Source organism: Mycobacterium colombiense (assembly GCF_003284975.1).
GTDB classification, from domain to species: Bacteria; Actinomycetota; Actinomycetes; order Mycobacteriales; family Mycobacteriaceae; genus Mycobacterium; species Mycobacterium europaeum_A.
Genome location: NZ_QMEU01000045.1, coordinates 20,056 through 34,978, shown reverse-complemented (window position 1 = coordinate 34,978; position 14,923 = coordinate 20,056). Strand labels below are relative to the sequence as shown.

14 protein-coding genes, 1 tRNA gene and 1 pseudogene are annotated in these 14,923 nt (G+C 66.5%); 11 read left to right on the top strand and 5 right to left on the bottom strand.

The genetic code is table 11. The features are described from left to right. From DQP58_RS15540 to DQP58_RS26820, 4 genes and pseudogenes are all read right to left on the bottom strand, one after another. Positions 1 to 70: pseudogene (locus tag DQP58_RS15540) on the bottom strand (WXG100 family type VII secretion target); the annotation flags it as partial. A 158-nt stretch (positions 71 to 228) separates the two neighbouring features. Next, entirely contained in the window at positions 229 to 1,395 is a 1,167-nt protein-coding gene (locus DQP58_RS15535; protein WP_112709205.1) for a PPE family protein, SVP subgroup, read from the bottom strand. A gap of 59 nt (positions 1,396 to 1,454) precedes the next feature. Beyond that, positions 1,455 to 2,354: a PPE family protein, SVP subgroup gene (locus DQP58_RS15530; protein WP_112709204.1), complete on the bottom strand. Its 900-nt coding sequence runs from the start codon at positions 2,352 to 2,354 to the stop codon at positions 1,455 to 1,457. A gap of 730 nt (positions 2,355 to 3,084) precedes the next feature. Next, positions 3,085 to 3,414: a DUF732 domain-containing protein gene (locus tag DQP58_RS26820; protein WP_165827882.1), complete on the bottom strand. Its 330-nt coding sequence runs from the start codon at positions 3,412 to 3,414 to the stop codon at positions 3,085 to 3,087. A 186-nt stretch (positions 3,415 to 3,600) separates the two neighbouring features. Between DQP58_RS26820 and DQP58_RS15520 the strand changes: the two genes are divergently transcribed. Further along, a complete protein-coding gene (locus DQP58_RS15520; RefSeq protein WP_112709203.1) occupies positions 3,601 to 4,827 on the top strand; it encodes a class I SAM-dependent methyltransferase in 1,227 nt (408 codons plus the stop codon). Between the two features lie 30 nt (positions 4,828 to 4,857). After that, positions 4,858 to 4,931 (top strand) — tRNA-Leu (locus DQP58_RS15515). Between the two features lie 105 nt (positions 4,932 to 5,036). Here DQP58_RS15515 and DQP58_RS15510 read toward each other — a convergent pair. Next, entirely contained in the window at positions 5,037 to 5,429 is a 393-nt protein-coding gene (locus tag DQP58_RS15510; protein WP_112709202.1) for a nuclear transport factor 2 family protein, read from the bottom strand. Positions 5,430 to 6,125: 696 nt separating this feature from the next. On the opposite strand from DQP58_RS15510, the gene DQP58_RS15505 reads away from it, so the two are divergent. The 9 genes from DQP58_RS15505 (at position 6,126) to DQP58_RS15465 (ending at position 14,914) form a co-directional block, all read left to right on the top strand. Next, complete coding sequence (locus tag DQP58_RS15505; protein ID WP_112709201.1) at positions 6,126 to 7,232, top strand: helix-turn-helix transcriptional regulator; 1,107 nt, start codon at positions 6,126 to 6,128, stop codon at positions 7,230 to 7,232. 153 nt (positions 7,233 to 7,385) lie between these two features. Continuing rightward, positions 7,386 to 8,192 carry a hypothetical protein gene (locus tag DQP58_RS15500; RefSeq protein WP_112709200.1) on the top strand — a complete coding sequence of 269 codons (807 nt, stop codon included), beginning with the start codon at positions 7,386 to 7,388 and terminating at the stop codon, positions 8,190 to 8,192. 126 nt (positions 8,193 to 8,318) lie between these two features. Then, the gene (locus DQP58_RS15495; RefSeq protein ID WP_112709199.1) at positions 8,319 to 9,074 is read left to right on the top strand and encodes a dienelactone hydrolase family protein; all 756 of its coding nucleotides are present in this window, start codon (positions 8,319 to 8,321) and stop codon (positions 9,072 to 9,074) included. Positions 9,075 to 9,083: 9 nt separating this feature from the next. Beyond that, positions 9,084 to 9,356 (top strand): DUF6295 family protein, encoded by a 273-nt coding sequence (locus DQP58_RS15490; RefSeq protein ID WP_066860564.1) that lies wholly within the window; start codon positions 9,084 to 9,086, stop codon positions 9,354 to 9,356. A 7-nt stretch (positions 9,357 to 9,363) separates the two neighbouring features. Then, positions 9,364 to 10,125, top strand: coding sequence for a DUF427 domain-containing protein (locus DQP58_RS15485; RefSeq protein WP_112709198.1), 762 nt, complete (start codon positions 9,364 to 9,366; stop codon positions 10,123 to 10,125). Between the two features lie 391 nt (positions 10,126 to 10,516). Beyond that, positions 10,517 to 11,626 (top strand): WD40 repeat domain-containing protein, encoded by a 1,110-nt coding sequence (locus DQP58_RS15480; protein ID WP_430916104.1) that lies wholly within the window; start codon positions 10,517 to 10,519, stop codon positions 11,624 to 11,626. A 250-nt stretch (positions 11,627 to 11,876) separates the two neighbouring features. Further along, a complete protein-coding gene (locus tag DQP58_RS15475) occupies positions 11,877 to 13,505 on the top strand; it encodes a long-chain fatty acid--CoA ligase (protein WP_112709197.1) in 1,629 nt (542 codons plus the stop codon). 19 nt (positions 13,506 to 13,524) lie between these two features. Beyond that, positions 13,525 to 13,998, top strand: a complete 474-nt coding sequence (locus DQP58_RS15470) for an SRPBCC family protein (RefSeq protein ID WP_112709196.1) — start codon at positions 13,525 to 13,527, stop codon at positions 13,996 to 13,998. A gap of 25 nt (positions 13,999 to 14,023) precedes the next feature. Next, positions 14,024 to 14,914 carry a class II glutamine amidotransferase gene (locus tag DQP58_RS15465; protein WP_112709195.1) on the top strand — a complete coding sequence of 297 codons (891 nt, stop codon included), beginning with the start codon at positions 14,024 to 14,026 and terminating at the stop codon, positions 14,912 to 14,914. Positions 14,915 to 14,923: the final 9 nt, after the last annotated feature.

Below are 14,923 nucleotides of genomic sequence, written 5' to 3'. Positions count from 1 at the left end.
GGGCGTGCACCTCGAAGCGGCCCGCCATCGCCCGCATCTCGTGCGGGTCGGTCATAAAACGTGTTGCCATGTCGACTGTCTCCTATCTTGAAGCTTCAGTTCGCCGAAGTCTTAACAGTTGTATTTGATGCAGTGGTGGCCGAGTTGTAAACAGGTTACGGCCTGCCGGTTAATTGCTCGCCTCAAATGGGTGACATGTACCCCCTTCTTCCCATATCACCGGACCTTCTAGACGACGACCTGCTTGGGCATGACGATCGGCTTGAAGCCGTACCGCGGGCCGGACCCGTACGCGCCGGCACCCTTTGCCGCCGCCGCCATTCCGGGCATGCCGGGCATCGCGCTGACCGGCTCGGCCGCCTCGGATGCGACGGTCCAACCCGAGCCCTCGAGCGGGGCGGTCGCCGAAACCAGTTGCGTCGCCGGGGCAGCCGCAGACCAACCGGGCGGCACCGACAGGCGACCGACCATGGAGGCCTCCCCAGCGGCGGCTGATGCGCCCGCACCCAGGCCGCCTGCCGGAGCCACCGAGCGCACCATGGTGCCCTCGGTGATGCCCGCAACGCCGTCGGGCGCCACGTCGCCAACGGCGATGGCCGGCACGGCGCCCAGGGTATGGCCCAGCGATACTGCGTTCGGGATGGTGGCACAAACCCACCATGCCGCGGTGTTGACCGCGCCGTTGATGGCATTGAAGACGGAAGGTGTGCCGAGGAAGTTGTCGATCGAACCCAGCAGCCCGTCGGTTGTGAACGGCAGTGTCGGCGCCGCCAAAGTTGAGATGGGAGCATCCAACGCCTGGACCGTGCCGCCCGCCGCGTCACCCGCGAGGGCGGCGTTGTCCACGGTTGCGGCGGCCGCCGGGTCGGTGGTCGAGGTCAGCGGCGTCACCGGTGTGAGCACCCCGGCCGCCGCCGAGGCCGCCTGATACGCGGCCATTGCGGCGGCGTCCTGGGCCCAGTACTCGGCGTAGAGGGTGTCGAGCGCCACGATCGCGGGCGTGTTCTGGCCCAGCACATTGGAGGCGACCAGCGCCGCCTGGGTGGCCCGGTTGGTGGCGATCACCGGCGGTGGCACCACCGCCGCGAACACCGCCTCGAACGCCGCCGCCGACGCCGTGGCCTGGGCACTCGCCTGTTCGAGCGTCGACGCCGTCTCGGTCAGGTAGGTGACGATGGGCTGGGCCGCCGCGGCCGCCGCCGCCGACCCGCCACCGGTCCACTGCTGGCTGGTCAGCAACGAGATGATCGACTCCCACTGGGTGGCCGTCGTGCTCACCTCGGCGGCCAGGTTGGCGTAGGCCGTCGCGGCGGCCATCAGGGGCGCGGCGCCCGCACCGGAGTAAATGAGCGAGGAGGTGATCTCCGGGGGTATTGCCGCAAAACTTAGAACCATTTTGTGTCCCGCTCCTTATTTGTCTGTTCGAAATTCGGAAGTCTGACCGTGACCGCTGCTTAGACGGCCGTCGGTTTCGGCATGACGATCGGCTTCACGCCGTAACGCGGCGCACCGAAGCCGGCGCTGCTGCGCGCCGCCGAGGCCATTCCCGGCATGCCGGGGACGACCGTGCCTGCCCCGGCCTGCGGCGCGGCGGCGGTCCAGCCCGCCGTTTGGATCGCGTTGACCGGCGAGGCCACCGGCGCGGACGCGCCAGCCCAGCTCGGCGGCACAGCGAGGTTGCTGACCATGGTCGCGGACCCCATCGAGGCCACCGGCGTTGCGCTCATGCCGGCCGTGCCGCCGCCCGCCGCGACGGTGGTGGCGCCCAGCCCGGGCGAGGCGGCGACATCTGAGGCCAACCCGGCGCCGGCGGCGTCGCCGGACGTATCGAGGAGGCCACCGCCCGCCAGACCCAGCAGGTTCGAGGTGGCGGAGGCCCAGTTTCCGAAACCGATGTTGCCGATGTTGGCCCCGTTGCCAGACAGGCCGAAGATCCCGCCGAGCATGTTCGGGTTGGTGCCGTTTCCGGTGCTACCGAGCAGCCAGGAAAGGAAATCGAGGGGAGTGTTCGACGGAGTGGCCGCGGCGGCGCTGACGGGGGCGTCCAAAGCTTGCATCGTGGCCTGGCTCGCGTTGACGGCCTCGGTGTCGCCGTAGGCATTGGAGCTGATGCCCAGCGTTTGCGAGTACTGCTCCAGCAGCGCTTGCGCCTGGGCGGCGACCGTCTGGTACTGGGTGCCGTACGCGGAGAAGATTGCTGCCTGCTGGGCGGAGACCGGATCGGCCGCCGCGGGAGCGATCACGGTGGTCGCCGACGCCGCGCCCGCGTTCTGCGCTGCCAGGTTGGTGTTGATCCCGCTGAGCAGCTGCTGCGCGGCTAACATCTCTTCGGTCTGTGTCGTCAGAAATGACATCCGTTGCTCCTAGTGTTGGAACGGACCGACCCCCTACGGCGAGCCGGCCTGTGTGTTTACGCCACGTCCCCTGTGCGTTGGGGAAAGGCTAGCTATCCACCGACTCCACGTTCCCGCCGAAAAGGCACACGTGACAGCCGTTTACGGCTTCTTAACGCCGAGTGTCGTAGTTTTAACAAGCTCCTGTCGGGCGATACCGTGACGTCATCTGAGCTCGGGCGGCGCAACAGGAAACCGCGCGCGGCGCGCGGATCCTAGCGGACGCCCGTCCGCGCCGCACGTTAGACATGTGGCAAATGGCGGGCCGGGGGCAGCGCCGACGGGTCACCTCCGTGTACCGGCGCCCCGGCGGCTCGATGTTCGACCGCAGACGTGCCAAATCCCCAAGCGCCCGTTGACGTTCGACCGTGGCCGCAATTCCGGGCGAGTCCAATCGACCCGAATTGCGGTTCTGGCCGCGCCGGCGCGCGGCCGTGTCACGCAAACTGGTCAGAGCTCGCGCTGGGTGCCCGAATAGCGTGCCGCCAGGCCTGCTGTGACGCACACGACGCCATGGCCGTCGCGGACCGCGGACCTTTGCTCCCGGCGGTTAGGTGGTGTGGCTCCCGGCGTCAGGTAGCAAACCCGCGAGCGGCGAGGCGGGGTGAGAGACCAGGCTCCGGAAATTCCGGGCAGTGAGTGGCCGTCGCGGCACCGGGACGACGGTGCGGCTGCCGCTATTGGCCGGCCCTTACAACTTGCTGCGGTTTTGCGGGCAGTACGCCGCGACCGCCGCGCCGACGATGATGTTGGCGCCGCCGTTGCTCAACCCGAGCGACTTCTTCACATCGCCGATGGTCTGGGCCGCGGTGTCCCCGCCATCGAAGTCCGTGCACACGGCATGCCCGACATTGATCATCGATTGGTCGGCGCCGTCCGCCCAGCTGAGTCCGCGCAAATGCAGCGTCTGCAGGTACTGGTCATCCGCGGGGTCGGCACTCGCGATCGGCGCGGCGGCAATGCCGACGACCCCGGCCACCGCGATAGCGACCGGCGCGGCCCACCGTGCCGTGATTTTCACTCGTCCACTCCTCCGCGCCACTACGTGCGTGCAGGAATCGAATCCTAATTGCGTCCGGCAAATCTGTCTCGACGAGTCAACCAGGGGTTTCTCCTCGCCCGGATATCGGCGAAGGCTTGTAAGTTGGTCGCCACCGCCAACACAAGGCAGCAAGATCCGCTCGTTGCGGAAGGAGCCAGCGCCGTAGTGACCGACGATCCGCGGGGTGACGCGGTCTCCCGCCAATACGATCGGTGGGAATACCCGCCCCCGGTGCCGGACCTCGCGGCGTGGAGCGAAAGCCACTGGGATTGGTTCGATCCGTTCTGGGCCCACCGGGTGTTGTGGCCGGACCGCGACTACAAGCCGGACCTCGACATCCTGATCGCAGGTTGCGGCACCTTCCAGGCCGCCCTATTCGCCTTCAAGAATCCCGGCGCGACTGTGGTTGGGATCGACATCAGCCAGAATGCGCTGAACCAGCACAACCGGCTCAAGGACAAGCACGGGCTGCAGAATCTGGAGTTGCGCCTGCTGCCGATCGAAGAGGTGTCCACGCTCGGGCGCGACTTCGACCTGATCGTCTCCAGCGGCGTCCTGCACCATATGGTCGACCCGCTGGCCGGGCTCACCGCGCTGGGCGCGTGCCTGCGGCGCGACGGGGCGCTTGCGGTCATGCTGTACGCCAAGTACGGCCGGATCGGCGTCGAAATGCTCGAATCGGTGTTTCGCGACCTCAAGCTGTCGCAGGACGACGCGTCGGTCCAACTGGTCAAAGAGGCCATCGCGATGTTGCCGGCCGATCACCCGGTACGCGGCTATCTCATGGCGGCCCGCGACCTGGTCTCCGACGGCGCCCTGGTCGACACCTTTCTGCACCCCCGGGCGCGCAGCTACACCGTTGCCGAATGCCTCGATCTGGTCGCCGCCGCCGGACTCGCGTTCCAGTCATGGTTTCACAAGTCGCCGTACTACTCGCACGAGTTGCTTACGCCGGCAAGCGGATTCCAATCGGCGCTTAGCCAATTGCCCGAGGAGCAACTGTGGTCCGTGATGGAGCGCCTGCAGCCGGCGAACGCCACCCATTTCTTTCTGGCCTGCCGCCCCGAGCGCCCCGCGGAGCAGTACGCGATCGATTTCGCGTCACCGGCCTCATTCGATTACGTACCGCTGCTGCGCACGGCGTGCCTGTTGTCCGGCGACGAAATCCATTGGCCGGGCGGCAAGCAGAAGCTCAACCCGGCACAGTTGCCCTTCGTGCAACACGTCGACGGCCGCCGTACGATCGCCGAGATCATCGAATCCGTGGGATGCGCAGGTGCCGTCCCCGACGAGCACAGGGCGCTGCTGCGAGAATTCGGCCACAAGCTGTTCCGGGGGTTATGGCAGTTGGACTTTCTGGCCATGGCGCTGAACGCCGACCCAGCCGGATAGCCGGCCCCCGGTCGGCTACATTCGCGACGGGCCCCCATAGCCCAATTGGCAGAGGCAGCGGACTTAAAATCCGCCCAGTGTCGGTTCGAGTCCGACTGGGGGCACTAAAAATTGGCGAGACGTCGCTGTTTATTACCCAGAGCAGTCGGCCCGCCCCCGAGTGGGTCCACGGGCCGCTGCTTCGTCGGGAGTAGGCCTGGGAAGGGTCATCAGGCCGTTGCGGCCACCTTCTTGCCGAAGATGCGCTCCAGCGCCGCGGTGTCGCCGTATGCCTGCACCCGTACGGTGCGACCGTCGTGCACGGTGAATACCGTTGCAGCGTCAGTGGTTTCGCCGGCCACGGTGGTTTGGCCGAGCATGATTACCAAGTCGCCGTCTGCGAGCATGCGGTCGCTCGTGACAGAAGCTTGCTTCTCACTCATCTTGGCCAGCAGCTCAGCTACTTCCTGCTTGCCGTGGTAGGTGCCGCTGATGGCGCTGTTGCCCGGCTGGATCCACTCGATGTTGTCATCGAAAAGGCTCATCACCGTGTCGCCGTCACCAGCGTTGAAGGCTTCGTAGCCCGTCTTGATCAGCTTCATGTTTTGTTCGTGCTCTGACATTCCCGTTGCCTTTCGTGATAATCCGATGTTTCGGCGTGACCGACGTGGCCGGTCCAGCGTCCGACTGAAACGCGGTGGAGCGCCCCGGTCATCGTGGTCGGCTAGGCATTCGCCCTGATCAAAGGTGCTCCATCATGCGAGACATCCGTCCGTCCTCGAAATAGCTGGTGTAACGCCGCGGATAGACAGGCCGCGGCTCGGGCAGTCTGAGGTGGATATGGCCGATGGCTGATATCAAAGCTGTACTAGACCAGCGACGATGAGTCGTTGACGGCGACACCGCTGCGGCGGCTACTGCGGTGTTGAACAACACCTCGTGTTCGCTGATCACAACCGGTGACGAGGCGTTTCGGGCGGAGTCGGCGGTCGCTTGACCGGTACCCAGGCGGTCGATCGGCATACCCGTCGCGGCCGAAGCTGGCTCGACATCGAGCGCCAACCGACCGGCTGGGGAGTGCGACTTAGGTAGTAGGTGCAACATGGCGGATGCCTTCTGGTGATTGCTGGCTCCGACTGGGAGTCACAGGGATCGAACACTTCAAGGAAAGCATTATGAGGTCGGCAAACACCTCATCTATATGGATGACATTTCGATCTGCATGGGATCCGACTACCATTTGCTGGAAGCCTGCGGGAGGTATGCAGCGAGGAAGGCGTTTCGATGCGGATTCCAACCGGTGAATCGAAGCCCCGGCCATGGTTACTGTCGAGGATTTCTCCCGCCTGATATCTGGCATCTACGCGGCGGCGGTCACTCCTGATCGCTGGGAGGCGGCCTTGGGTTCGATTCGCCGCGCGCTGGACGGGACAGCCAGCGGGTTGTTTTTGGCCGACAGTACGGTCTGGTCCGTTCTCGATTCGACCCTTCCCGCGGCCGCCGCCAAGAGCTACATGGAGTACTACCACCGCTTCGATCACGTGCTTGCCGCCGTCGGGCGAGGCCGGGTCGCCGCGGTACGGACGGGGGCGGAGTTGATGCCACTCGTGTCGAAGTCGGAGTTCTACGAAGAGTGGTTGCATCCTCTCGAAGTTGGCGACGGGATGTTCGTCCGGCTGACGGATGGGCCAACACCGACGTGTTTCATCGTCGGGGCACCGAGACGCACCGAGTCGTTCGACACAGTTGACCGTGTGAGGCTGATGAGGGGCCTGGTTCCACACCTGCAACAGGCCGTGCGCACACAACACAAGCTCGCCGCTCTTACCCACACCACCGCTGAGCTGGCGGACGCGCTGGAGGTTGTCCGGCACGGAATCATTGTCGTCGTCGCGCGCGAACATTTAGTTAAAGAAATGAATTCGGCTGCAGAACGGATTTTCCGCGCCGGAGATGGTTTTTGCATCCGGTCAGGATGCATCGCTGCGACGAGCGCGCAGACTGAACGAGAGCTGCATCGCGCCATAGACGACGCGCTTGGAGGCGGATGCTCCACCATTCGGGCGGAGCGGTCGCTTATCTCTACCCGCCCCTCCGGTAAGCGGCCGTACGTCGTCCATGTGCTGCCCTCCTACTGCAGTGACGCCGATGGGCCACTGAGGAAGCCGATGGCCTTGGTTCTCATCATCGACCTCGAGGACGAGCCTGAACCCCCTGCGGTGTTGTTGCGGCGACTCTACCGCCTCACCGAGGCCGAGGCAGACATTGCCTTGCGCATCGCGCATGGCGCGGACTTGAAAGAGATTTCACAAGAGCTGTCGGTCTCAGTGACGACAGTTCGCACTCATCTGCAGCATGTCTTCGACAAAACCGACACGCACCGCCAAGCTCAGCTTGTCCGCCTGCTACTCGTGCTACGTCCGTAGTCACGCGGGCCCGCCGTGCATCCGTGACCGTATTTGGCCGCCAATAAGGGCGTTTGACTCACGCCCTGTCCCCTCAGGTCCGCCGATCGCGGACCAAGATTTTGGGCCTGCCGCCGACGGCGCCGCAAACCGCCACTCATACACTGACCCAGCATGGGCATGCTGTTCGGCCTCGCGCCGTGGATCGTGTATTGGGTACTCGTCGGTAACGTCCCGTTCGCGGCGGCCGTGCTGGTCGCGCTGGCGATCGCCGCTGTCAGCCTGGGCGCCGGCGGCGTGGCGGGCAGGAAGTGGCAGTTCTTTGACTTCGCTTCCGTCGCAGTGCTTTTGGTCCTCGCCGCGCTGACCTTCGCGCTCACTGAGTCGTTCCTGCAGCGGTGGATACTGCCGCTGAGCAACGCCGGGATCTTCCTGGTGACGCTGGCCGGGGTGCTGGTCGGCAAGCCGTTCGTGGCCGAATTCGCCGCCGCCGAGCGGGCCCCCGACATCATCAAGACCGAGCTGTTCGGCCGGATCGTCAAGATCCTCAGCTGGCTCTGGGTCGCGACGTTCGCGGCGATGACGGTGTCCTCGGCGATCCCGTCGATCCTGGCAGGTCCCGCGGGCCCGGCCGGGACGACCGCCGCCCTGATGCTGGACACGAAGACCCCGCTGTCGTTCCTGTGCTACTGGATCATTCCCTTCGGGCTGCTGGGGCTCACGGCGGTGGCGTCGCGACTGCTGCCCGACCGGATGCTGGTCGGGATCGACGACGTCGCACGGGAAACCTCGTTCGTCGCCTATGACGAAGCCACCATCGACGAGCTCTACTTCCTGGCCCAGGAGCACGCCAATCGCGAGGTGGGCCCGGGCAAGGAGGCCTACGCCGTCAAGGTCGGCGGAATGGGCACCCCGTTGACCGGAGACGAGTCCCGCAAGTCGTGGCCCTCGACCTACAAGGTGCGCGACAAGCGGCACTGAATGCCCACCGCGATTGGGCTACGTTGGTTCTCGGCGGAGCGGCCCCGAGCCGCCGCACGCGCTCCGCATCCGGCCAAGGGCACACCACGACGGGAGTTCCCGGCGGAGCGGAGAAAGGGAGTCCCGATGAACGCACCCAGCGCGGACGCCATCCGCGCGGAAACCATCACCATCACCGGCCACGGCGGCGACGAGATCGAGGCCTACCAGGCGGTGCCGCTCGCGCAGGGATCGCGAGGTGGCGTCGTGTGGATCCACCACATGCCCGGATACGACCGCGAAACCAAGGAGTTCGTCCGCCGGCTCGCCGTCAGCGGCTACAACGCCGTCGCACCCAACCTCTACTCGCGGGAAGCCCCGGGTGCCGCCCCCGACGACGCGGCCGCCGCGGCGCGGGCCGCGGGCGGGGTGCCCGACGAACGACTGATCGGTGATGTCGCGGGCGCGGTGGAGCACCTGCGCTCGTTGGCGGGCGCCAACGGCAAGTTCGGCGTCATCGGGCACTGCTCGGGCGGACGGCACGCCTACCTGGCCGCCTGCTCCCTGCCGTTCGACGCGGCGGTGGACTGCTACGGCGCGTTCATCGTCGAGGACCCGCCCGAGGGCATGCCCAAGGCCATGAAGCCGATCCTTGACCTGGCCGGCAACCTCAGCTGTCCGCTGCTGGGCCTGTTCGGCCTCGACGACCGGTTCCCTGCGCCCGCGGCCGTGGCAACCCTCGACGCCGAACTCACCAAGCTCGGCAAGCCGCACGAGTTCCACTCCTATGAGGGTGCGGGCCATTCGTTCTTCTCCGTCGACCGTCCGGCGTACCGGCCCGAGGCCGCGGTGGACGGCTGGCAGCGCATCGATGAGTTCTTCGCCACCTACCTGAAAGGCTAGGCGTCTGCCATGTGCACCTATCTCACCGAACACGTCGAGATCGACGGCAGCGGCAAGGGCGCGACGGGATGGTTCGGGGCAAGCCGCGCCACGGTGTACGTCGACCATCCCGTCCACGCGCCGTACGGCCACACCGTGAACATCGACGTGATCAACCCGCAGCTCGGCCCGTCGGCGCGGGTGGCCTTGGAATTGACCGAGGAGAGCGCGCTGGCGCTGGCCGACGCCATCCACAAGGCGATCGGCCACGCACCCGCCGGGCTGGCCTCGAAGGACCAGTAGGCCGACCATGACCGACTATCCGCAGATGGCCGCCGCCCGCGGCCGGATCGAACCCACCCCGCGGCGCGTTCGCGGTTACCTCGGCGATGCGCTGGTCTTCGACACCACCGGCGCCCGATACGTGTGGGAAGTCCCTTACTACCCGCAGTACTACATCCCGCTCGCCGACGTCCGCACCGAGTTCCTGCGCGACGAAAACCACGCCCAGAAGGTGCAATTCGGCCCGTCTCGGCTGTACTCGCTGGTGGGTGCCGGCCAGACGCACGAGTCCGCCGCGCGGGTATTCGACGCCGACGGCGGCGGCGCGTTGGCCGGTACCGTGCGCTTCGAATGGAATCCGTTGCGCTGGTTCGAAGAAGACGAGCCGATCTACGGTCACCCGCGCAACCCGTACGCACGCGTCGATGCCTTGCGCTCGCACCGCCACGTTCGGGTCGAACTCAACGGGATTGCGTTGGCAGACACCACTTCTCCCGTTTTGCTGTTCGAAACCGGTTTGCCGACAAGGTATTACATCGATCCCACGGATGTGGACTTCGAGCACCTGGAACCCAGCGCGACGCAGACACTGTGCCCGTACAAGGGAGTGACGTCGGGTTATTGGTCGGTACGGACCGGTGACGCCCTGCACGAGGACTTGGCGTGGACCTACCACTATCCGCTGCCGGCGGTGGGGCAGATCGCCGGTCTGATCGCGTTCTACAACGAAAAACTCGACATCACCGTCGACGGCGCCGGATTGGCTCGCCCGCAGACGCAGTTCAGCTAGTGGCGGCAAAGTGTGATCTTTCCCTCGTCATCACCCAAGCCTGAGAATTCCTTAGTTATCCGGCGTAGGCCCGTTCACGTGGGCGGTTAGCGGCCCGGGCGAAATCCGCCGGAAGGGGGTTTGCCTCACTTTCGCTACGGGTAAGCGTCTGCGATACAGCGTGATTGGAAGTCTGAGCAGAACCTGAGTGCGAACAGTGACGTAGCTAACGTCGAGCATTCCTGAACTGCTTTGCGGCGATGTGCGGCCAGTAGACTACCGAAAACCAGTCTCGTCAGCGCCTTTTGGTGCTGAAAGCCGGTGGATCCGATGGTCGGATCGCCGCGAACATCTCGGCGGCGTCGACACTCGACCACTAGAGCCGACAACCACAGCAAAGGCGGTATCAAGCGTGAATGATGTGAACGGCCCTACAGCCGCGCACCACGAACGAGACGGGCGAGCCTTCCAGCTGGACACCACCTCGGTGGTCCGAGTCCCACTGCACAACGGCCCGATCAGCGATATCGACATCAGCCCCGACGGGCGCCGGCTGGTCGTCACCAACTACGGCCGCGACATGGTGTCGGTCGTCGACGCCAAGACCTGCCGCGTCTCGAGCACCGTCACCGGCCTGGCCGAGCCCTTCGCGGTCGCGATGAACAGCGCGGACGCCAACTATGCCTACGTCAGCACCGCGACCGCCGGCTACGACGCGATCGAAGTCATCGACGTCGTCACCAACTGGCGCATCGCCACACACCGGCTCGCGCACAGCCTGAGCGGCCTGACGGTGAGCCCGGACGGCAGGTACCTGTACGCCAGCCGAAACGCGGTTCGCGGCGCCGACGTGACGGTGCTGGACACCACCACCGGTGAGCTCGAAGTGATCGAGCTGGCGACCGAAACCGGTATCACCACCGAATGCGTGCGGGTCAGCGCCGACGGCCGGCGCTTGTACGTCGGCATGAACGGGCCGACCGGCGGCAGCCTCGCCATGATCGAGACCCGGACGCGCTCCGACACGCGCCGGGTCGGCGGCCGGTCGCGCATCGTCGGCGTCATCGACCTTGGCCTGCCCGTGCGCGACGTGGCGCTGAGCGACGACGGCGCCACGGCGTACGTGGCGAGCTGCGATCCCGTCGCGGGCGCGGTGCTCGACCTGGTCGACACCCGGGCCACCAAGATCGTCGGCACCCACAAGGTGCCCGAGATCACCGGCCCCCTGACGCGGATGACGCTGAGCCGCGACGGCGCGCGCGCCTACCTGGTCAGCGACGACCGCATCACGGTGCTGGGCATCCACCGGCAGGAGGTCGTCGGCGAGGTCACGGTGTCCCACCACCCGTCCTGCGTGGTGGAAAGCCCCGACGGCGCCCATCTCTACGTCGCCGACTACTCCGGCGTGGTCACCGCGGCGCGGATCGCCTCGCCCCCACCGCTGCCGCTCGCCGGCGAGCGGGACCTGTCCATCGCCGGCTGGTTGCCCGAGTTGCCGGAGTGGGAGCCGGTGCTGGCCTAGCATCACCGGGGCCCCGGTGCGTCGGTGAAACCTCAGTGCTGGGCGTGAATCCACCCGGCGTGTCGCCGGCCAGCGGTCACACTCAAAGCCTCGGATACACACTCGATCCGAGCCCTTTCGACCCGGGTAGATGCCGCCACTCGCCCGGAATTCGGGCTTAGGGTGGAAGCGGCCGATGGCCGGACGCCGTCGGCCCGGGATGCGGGACGGCCGCATCCCGTGCTGCGCCGAGAGTAAGGGCGGTACCTCAATGGACGGCACCATGCAGGACTTTCCGTTGACGATCACCGCGATCATGCGGCACGGCTGCACAGTGCACGGGGAACGCACCGTCACCACCTTCACCGGGGACGGGTACCGGCGCACGACGTATCGGGAACTGGGTCAGCAGGCCGCGCAACTGGCGAACGGACTACGCCGCCTCGGTATCACCGGTGACCAGCGGGTGGGCACGTTCATGTGGAACAACGCCGAACACCTCACCGCATACCTCGCGTTGCCGTCGATGGGCGCCGTCCTGCACACCCTCAACATTCGCCTGTTCCCCGAGCAGATCGCCTTCGTCGCCAACGAGGCCGAAGACCAGGTGGTGCTGGTCGACGCGTCACTGGTCAAACTGCTCGCGCCCGTGCTGCCCGACCTCGAGACCGTGCACACGGTGATCGTGGTCGGCGACGACACCGAGCCGCTGCAGGGCTCCGGCAAGACCGTGCTGCGCTACGCCGACGTCCTCGACGGCGAGCCCACCGAGTTCGACTGGCCGCACATCGACGAGAACTCCGCGGCCGCGATGTGCTACACCAGCGGCACCACCGGCAACCCGAAAGGCGTTGTCTACAGCCACCGTTCGAGCTTCCTGCACACCATGGGCGCGTGTACCACCAACGGCATCGGCGTCGGGGCCACCGACAGCGTGCTGCCCATCGTGCCGATGTTCCACGCCAACGCCTGGGGGCTGCCCTACGCCGCGCTGATGGCCGGCGCCGACCTGGTGTTGCCCGATTGCCACCTGGACCCCCGGTCGCTGGTTCGGATGGTCGAGGAGCTGCGGCCCACGGTGACGGGCGCGGTGCCGACCATCTGGAACGGCGTCCTGCATCACCTCGAGGACGACCCCGACCACGACATGTCGTCGCTGCGGCTGGTGGTCTGCGGCGGCTCGGCCGTCCCGGTGTCGCTGATGCGCACCTTCGAGGAGAAACACAACGTGCAGATCCGGCAACTGTGGGGGATGACCGAGACGTCGCCGCTGGCCACCATGGCGTGGCCGCCGCCGGGAACCCCGGAGGACCAGCACTGGGCATTCCGCGGGACGCAGGGCCAGCCGGTCTGCGGGGTGGAGATGCGCATCGTCGATGACGACGGTCAGGTGCTGCCCAACGACGGCAACGCCGTCGGCGAGGTCGAGGTGCGCGGACCGTGGATCGCCGGCTCCTACTACCTGGGGCGCGACGAGTCGAAGTTCGACTCCGGCTGGCTACGCACCGGCGACGTCGGCCGCATCGACGAACGCGGCTTCGTCACCCTCACCGACCGCGCCAAGGATGTCATCAAATCCGGCGGCGAATGGATCTCCTCGGTGGAGCTGGAGAACCTCTTGATCGGCCACCCGGATGTGGTCGAGGCCGCGGTGGTTGGCGTTCCCGACGAGCGCTGGGAGGAGCGGCCGCTCGCCGTGATCGTGGCCAAGGACGACTCCTCGGTGAGCGCCGGACAGCTGCGAAAGTTCCTCGCCGACAAGGTCGTTCGATGGTGGCTGCCCGAGCGATGGACCTTTGTCGACGAGATTCCGCGCACCAGCGTCGGCAAGTATGACAAGAAGACGATCCGGTCACGACACGCCGAAGACGGATACCAGGTGGTAGAGGCCCACGACTGAGCCGAAAGGCGTTACGCCAGTGCCAAATTCACTCGTTGTTGATCAATCCGTCCTCGCCCCGGTCGCGGTCGCAGACGCATTTCACCGCACGCTGCCGATCGCGCTCCCGGCGCTGTTTCACCGCTGGTACGGGCCGTTCCCGCCGATCAAGGAGGTGCGCGAGCAGACCGGCGCCTGGGACGCCGCGGGCCAAACGCGCATCGTGCACCTGGCCGGCGGTGCCCGCATGCGCGAGGAACTGACCAGTGTCGATCCGCCGCGCTCGTTCGGCTACCGGCTCTCGGAGATCACCGGCCCGATGGCGCTGCTCGTCGACCACATCCTCGGCGAATGGGTCTTCGCCCCGGCCGCGGCGGGCACCGAAATCACCTGGCGCTGGGACATCCGCCCGCGCTCGGCGCTGACGGCCTGGGCCCTGCCGATGCTGGGCGGCCTGTGGAAGGGCTACGCGCGCGGGGCGCTGCGTCACCTGTCGGCCTTGCTGACGGCGTGACCCGCGACCGCTAGCGTGGGGAGCCATGTGCCGACTCTTTGGCCTGCACGCCGGGACGCACGCATGCACCGCGACCTTCTGGCTGCTGGACGCCCCGGACAGCCTGGCCCAGCAGAGCAGGAGGAATCCGGACGGCACCGGGCTGGGCGTCTTCGATGAACACCGCCAACCGCACCTGTACAAGGAGCCGATAGCGGCCTGGCAGGACGCCACATTCGCGACCGAGGCACACCGAATGACCGGCACGACGGTCATCGCCCATGTCCGATACGCGACCACCGGCTCGCTCGACATCCACAACACCCACCCCTTCCTGCAGGACGGGCGGATCTTCGCGCACAACGGCGTCCTCGAAGGATTGGACATCCTCGACGAGCGGCTGCGTGAGGTCGGCACCGAGGATTTGGTGTTGGGGGACACCGATTCCGAGCGGGTCTTCGCGTTGATCACCGCGTCGATCCGGGCCCGCGGCGGCGACATTACCGCCGGCCTCACCGACGCCATGCGATGGCTCGCCGACCACGTTCCGATCTACGCGGTCAACGTGTTGCTGAGCACTGCCACCGACATGTGGGCGCTGCGCTACCCGGAAACCCATCAGCTCTACATCCTGGATCGATCCGACGAGGCGGCCTCGGATGACGCCGAATTCGACTTGTGCACCAAGCGGATTCACGCCCGGTCGGAGCATCTGTGTGAGCGGTCGTCGGTGGTGTTCGCCACCGAGGTGATGGACGACGAGCCACGCTGGCGGCTGTTGCCGGCGGGCGAACTCTTCCACGTCGATGCGGATCTGCACATCCACCGCAGCATGATCCTGCCCGACCCGCCCAAACGTCTGCTGCGTCGTGAGGAGCTGAGTTCGCCGGTGGAGGAGTCGCAGCACGCCCTGCCGAACACCCGGCAACTGGCCTGATCGGTGCTG

Coding starts and splice junctions, on each gene's coding strand:
- DQP58_RS15530 (WP_112709204.1), bottom strand. CDS start 2,354: ATGTCATTTCTGACGACACAGACCGAAGAGATGTTAGCCGCGCAGCAG.
- DQP58_RS15475 (WP_112709197.1), top strand. CDS start 11,877: ATGGACGGCACCATGCAGGACTTTCCGTTGACGATCACCGCGATCATG.
- DQP58_RS15510 (WP_112709202.1), bottom strand. CDS start 5,429: ATGTCAGAGCACGAACAAAACATGAAGCTGATCAAGACGGGCTACGAA.
- DQP58_RS15465 (WP_112709195.1), top strand. CDS start 14,024: ATGTGCCGACTCTTTGGCCTGCACGCCGGGACGCACGCATGCACCGCG.
- DQP58_RS15490 (WP_066860564.1), top strand. CDS start 9,084: ATGTGCACCTATCTCACCGAACACGTCGAGATCGACGGCAGCGGCAAG.
- DQP58_RS15495 (WP_112709199.1), top strand. CDS start 8,319: ATGAACGCACCCAGCGCGGACGCCATCCGCGCGGAAACCATCACCATC.
- DQP58_RS15485 (WP_112709198.1), top strand. CDS start 9,364: ATGACCGACTATCCGCAGATGGCCGCCGCCCGCGGCCGGATCGAACCC.
- DQP58_RS15500 (WP_112709200.1), top strand. CDS start 7,386: ATGGGCATGCTGTTCGGCCTCGCGCCGTGGATCGTGTATTGGGTACTC.
- DQP58_RS15535 (WP_112709205.1), bottom strand. CDS start 1,395: ATGGTTCTAAGTTTTGCGGCAATACCCCCGGAGATCACCTCCTCGCTC.
- DQP58_RS15505 (WP_112709201.1), top strand. CDS start 6,126: ATGGTTACTGTCGAGGATTTCTCCCGCCTGATATCTGGCATCTACGCG.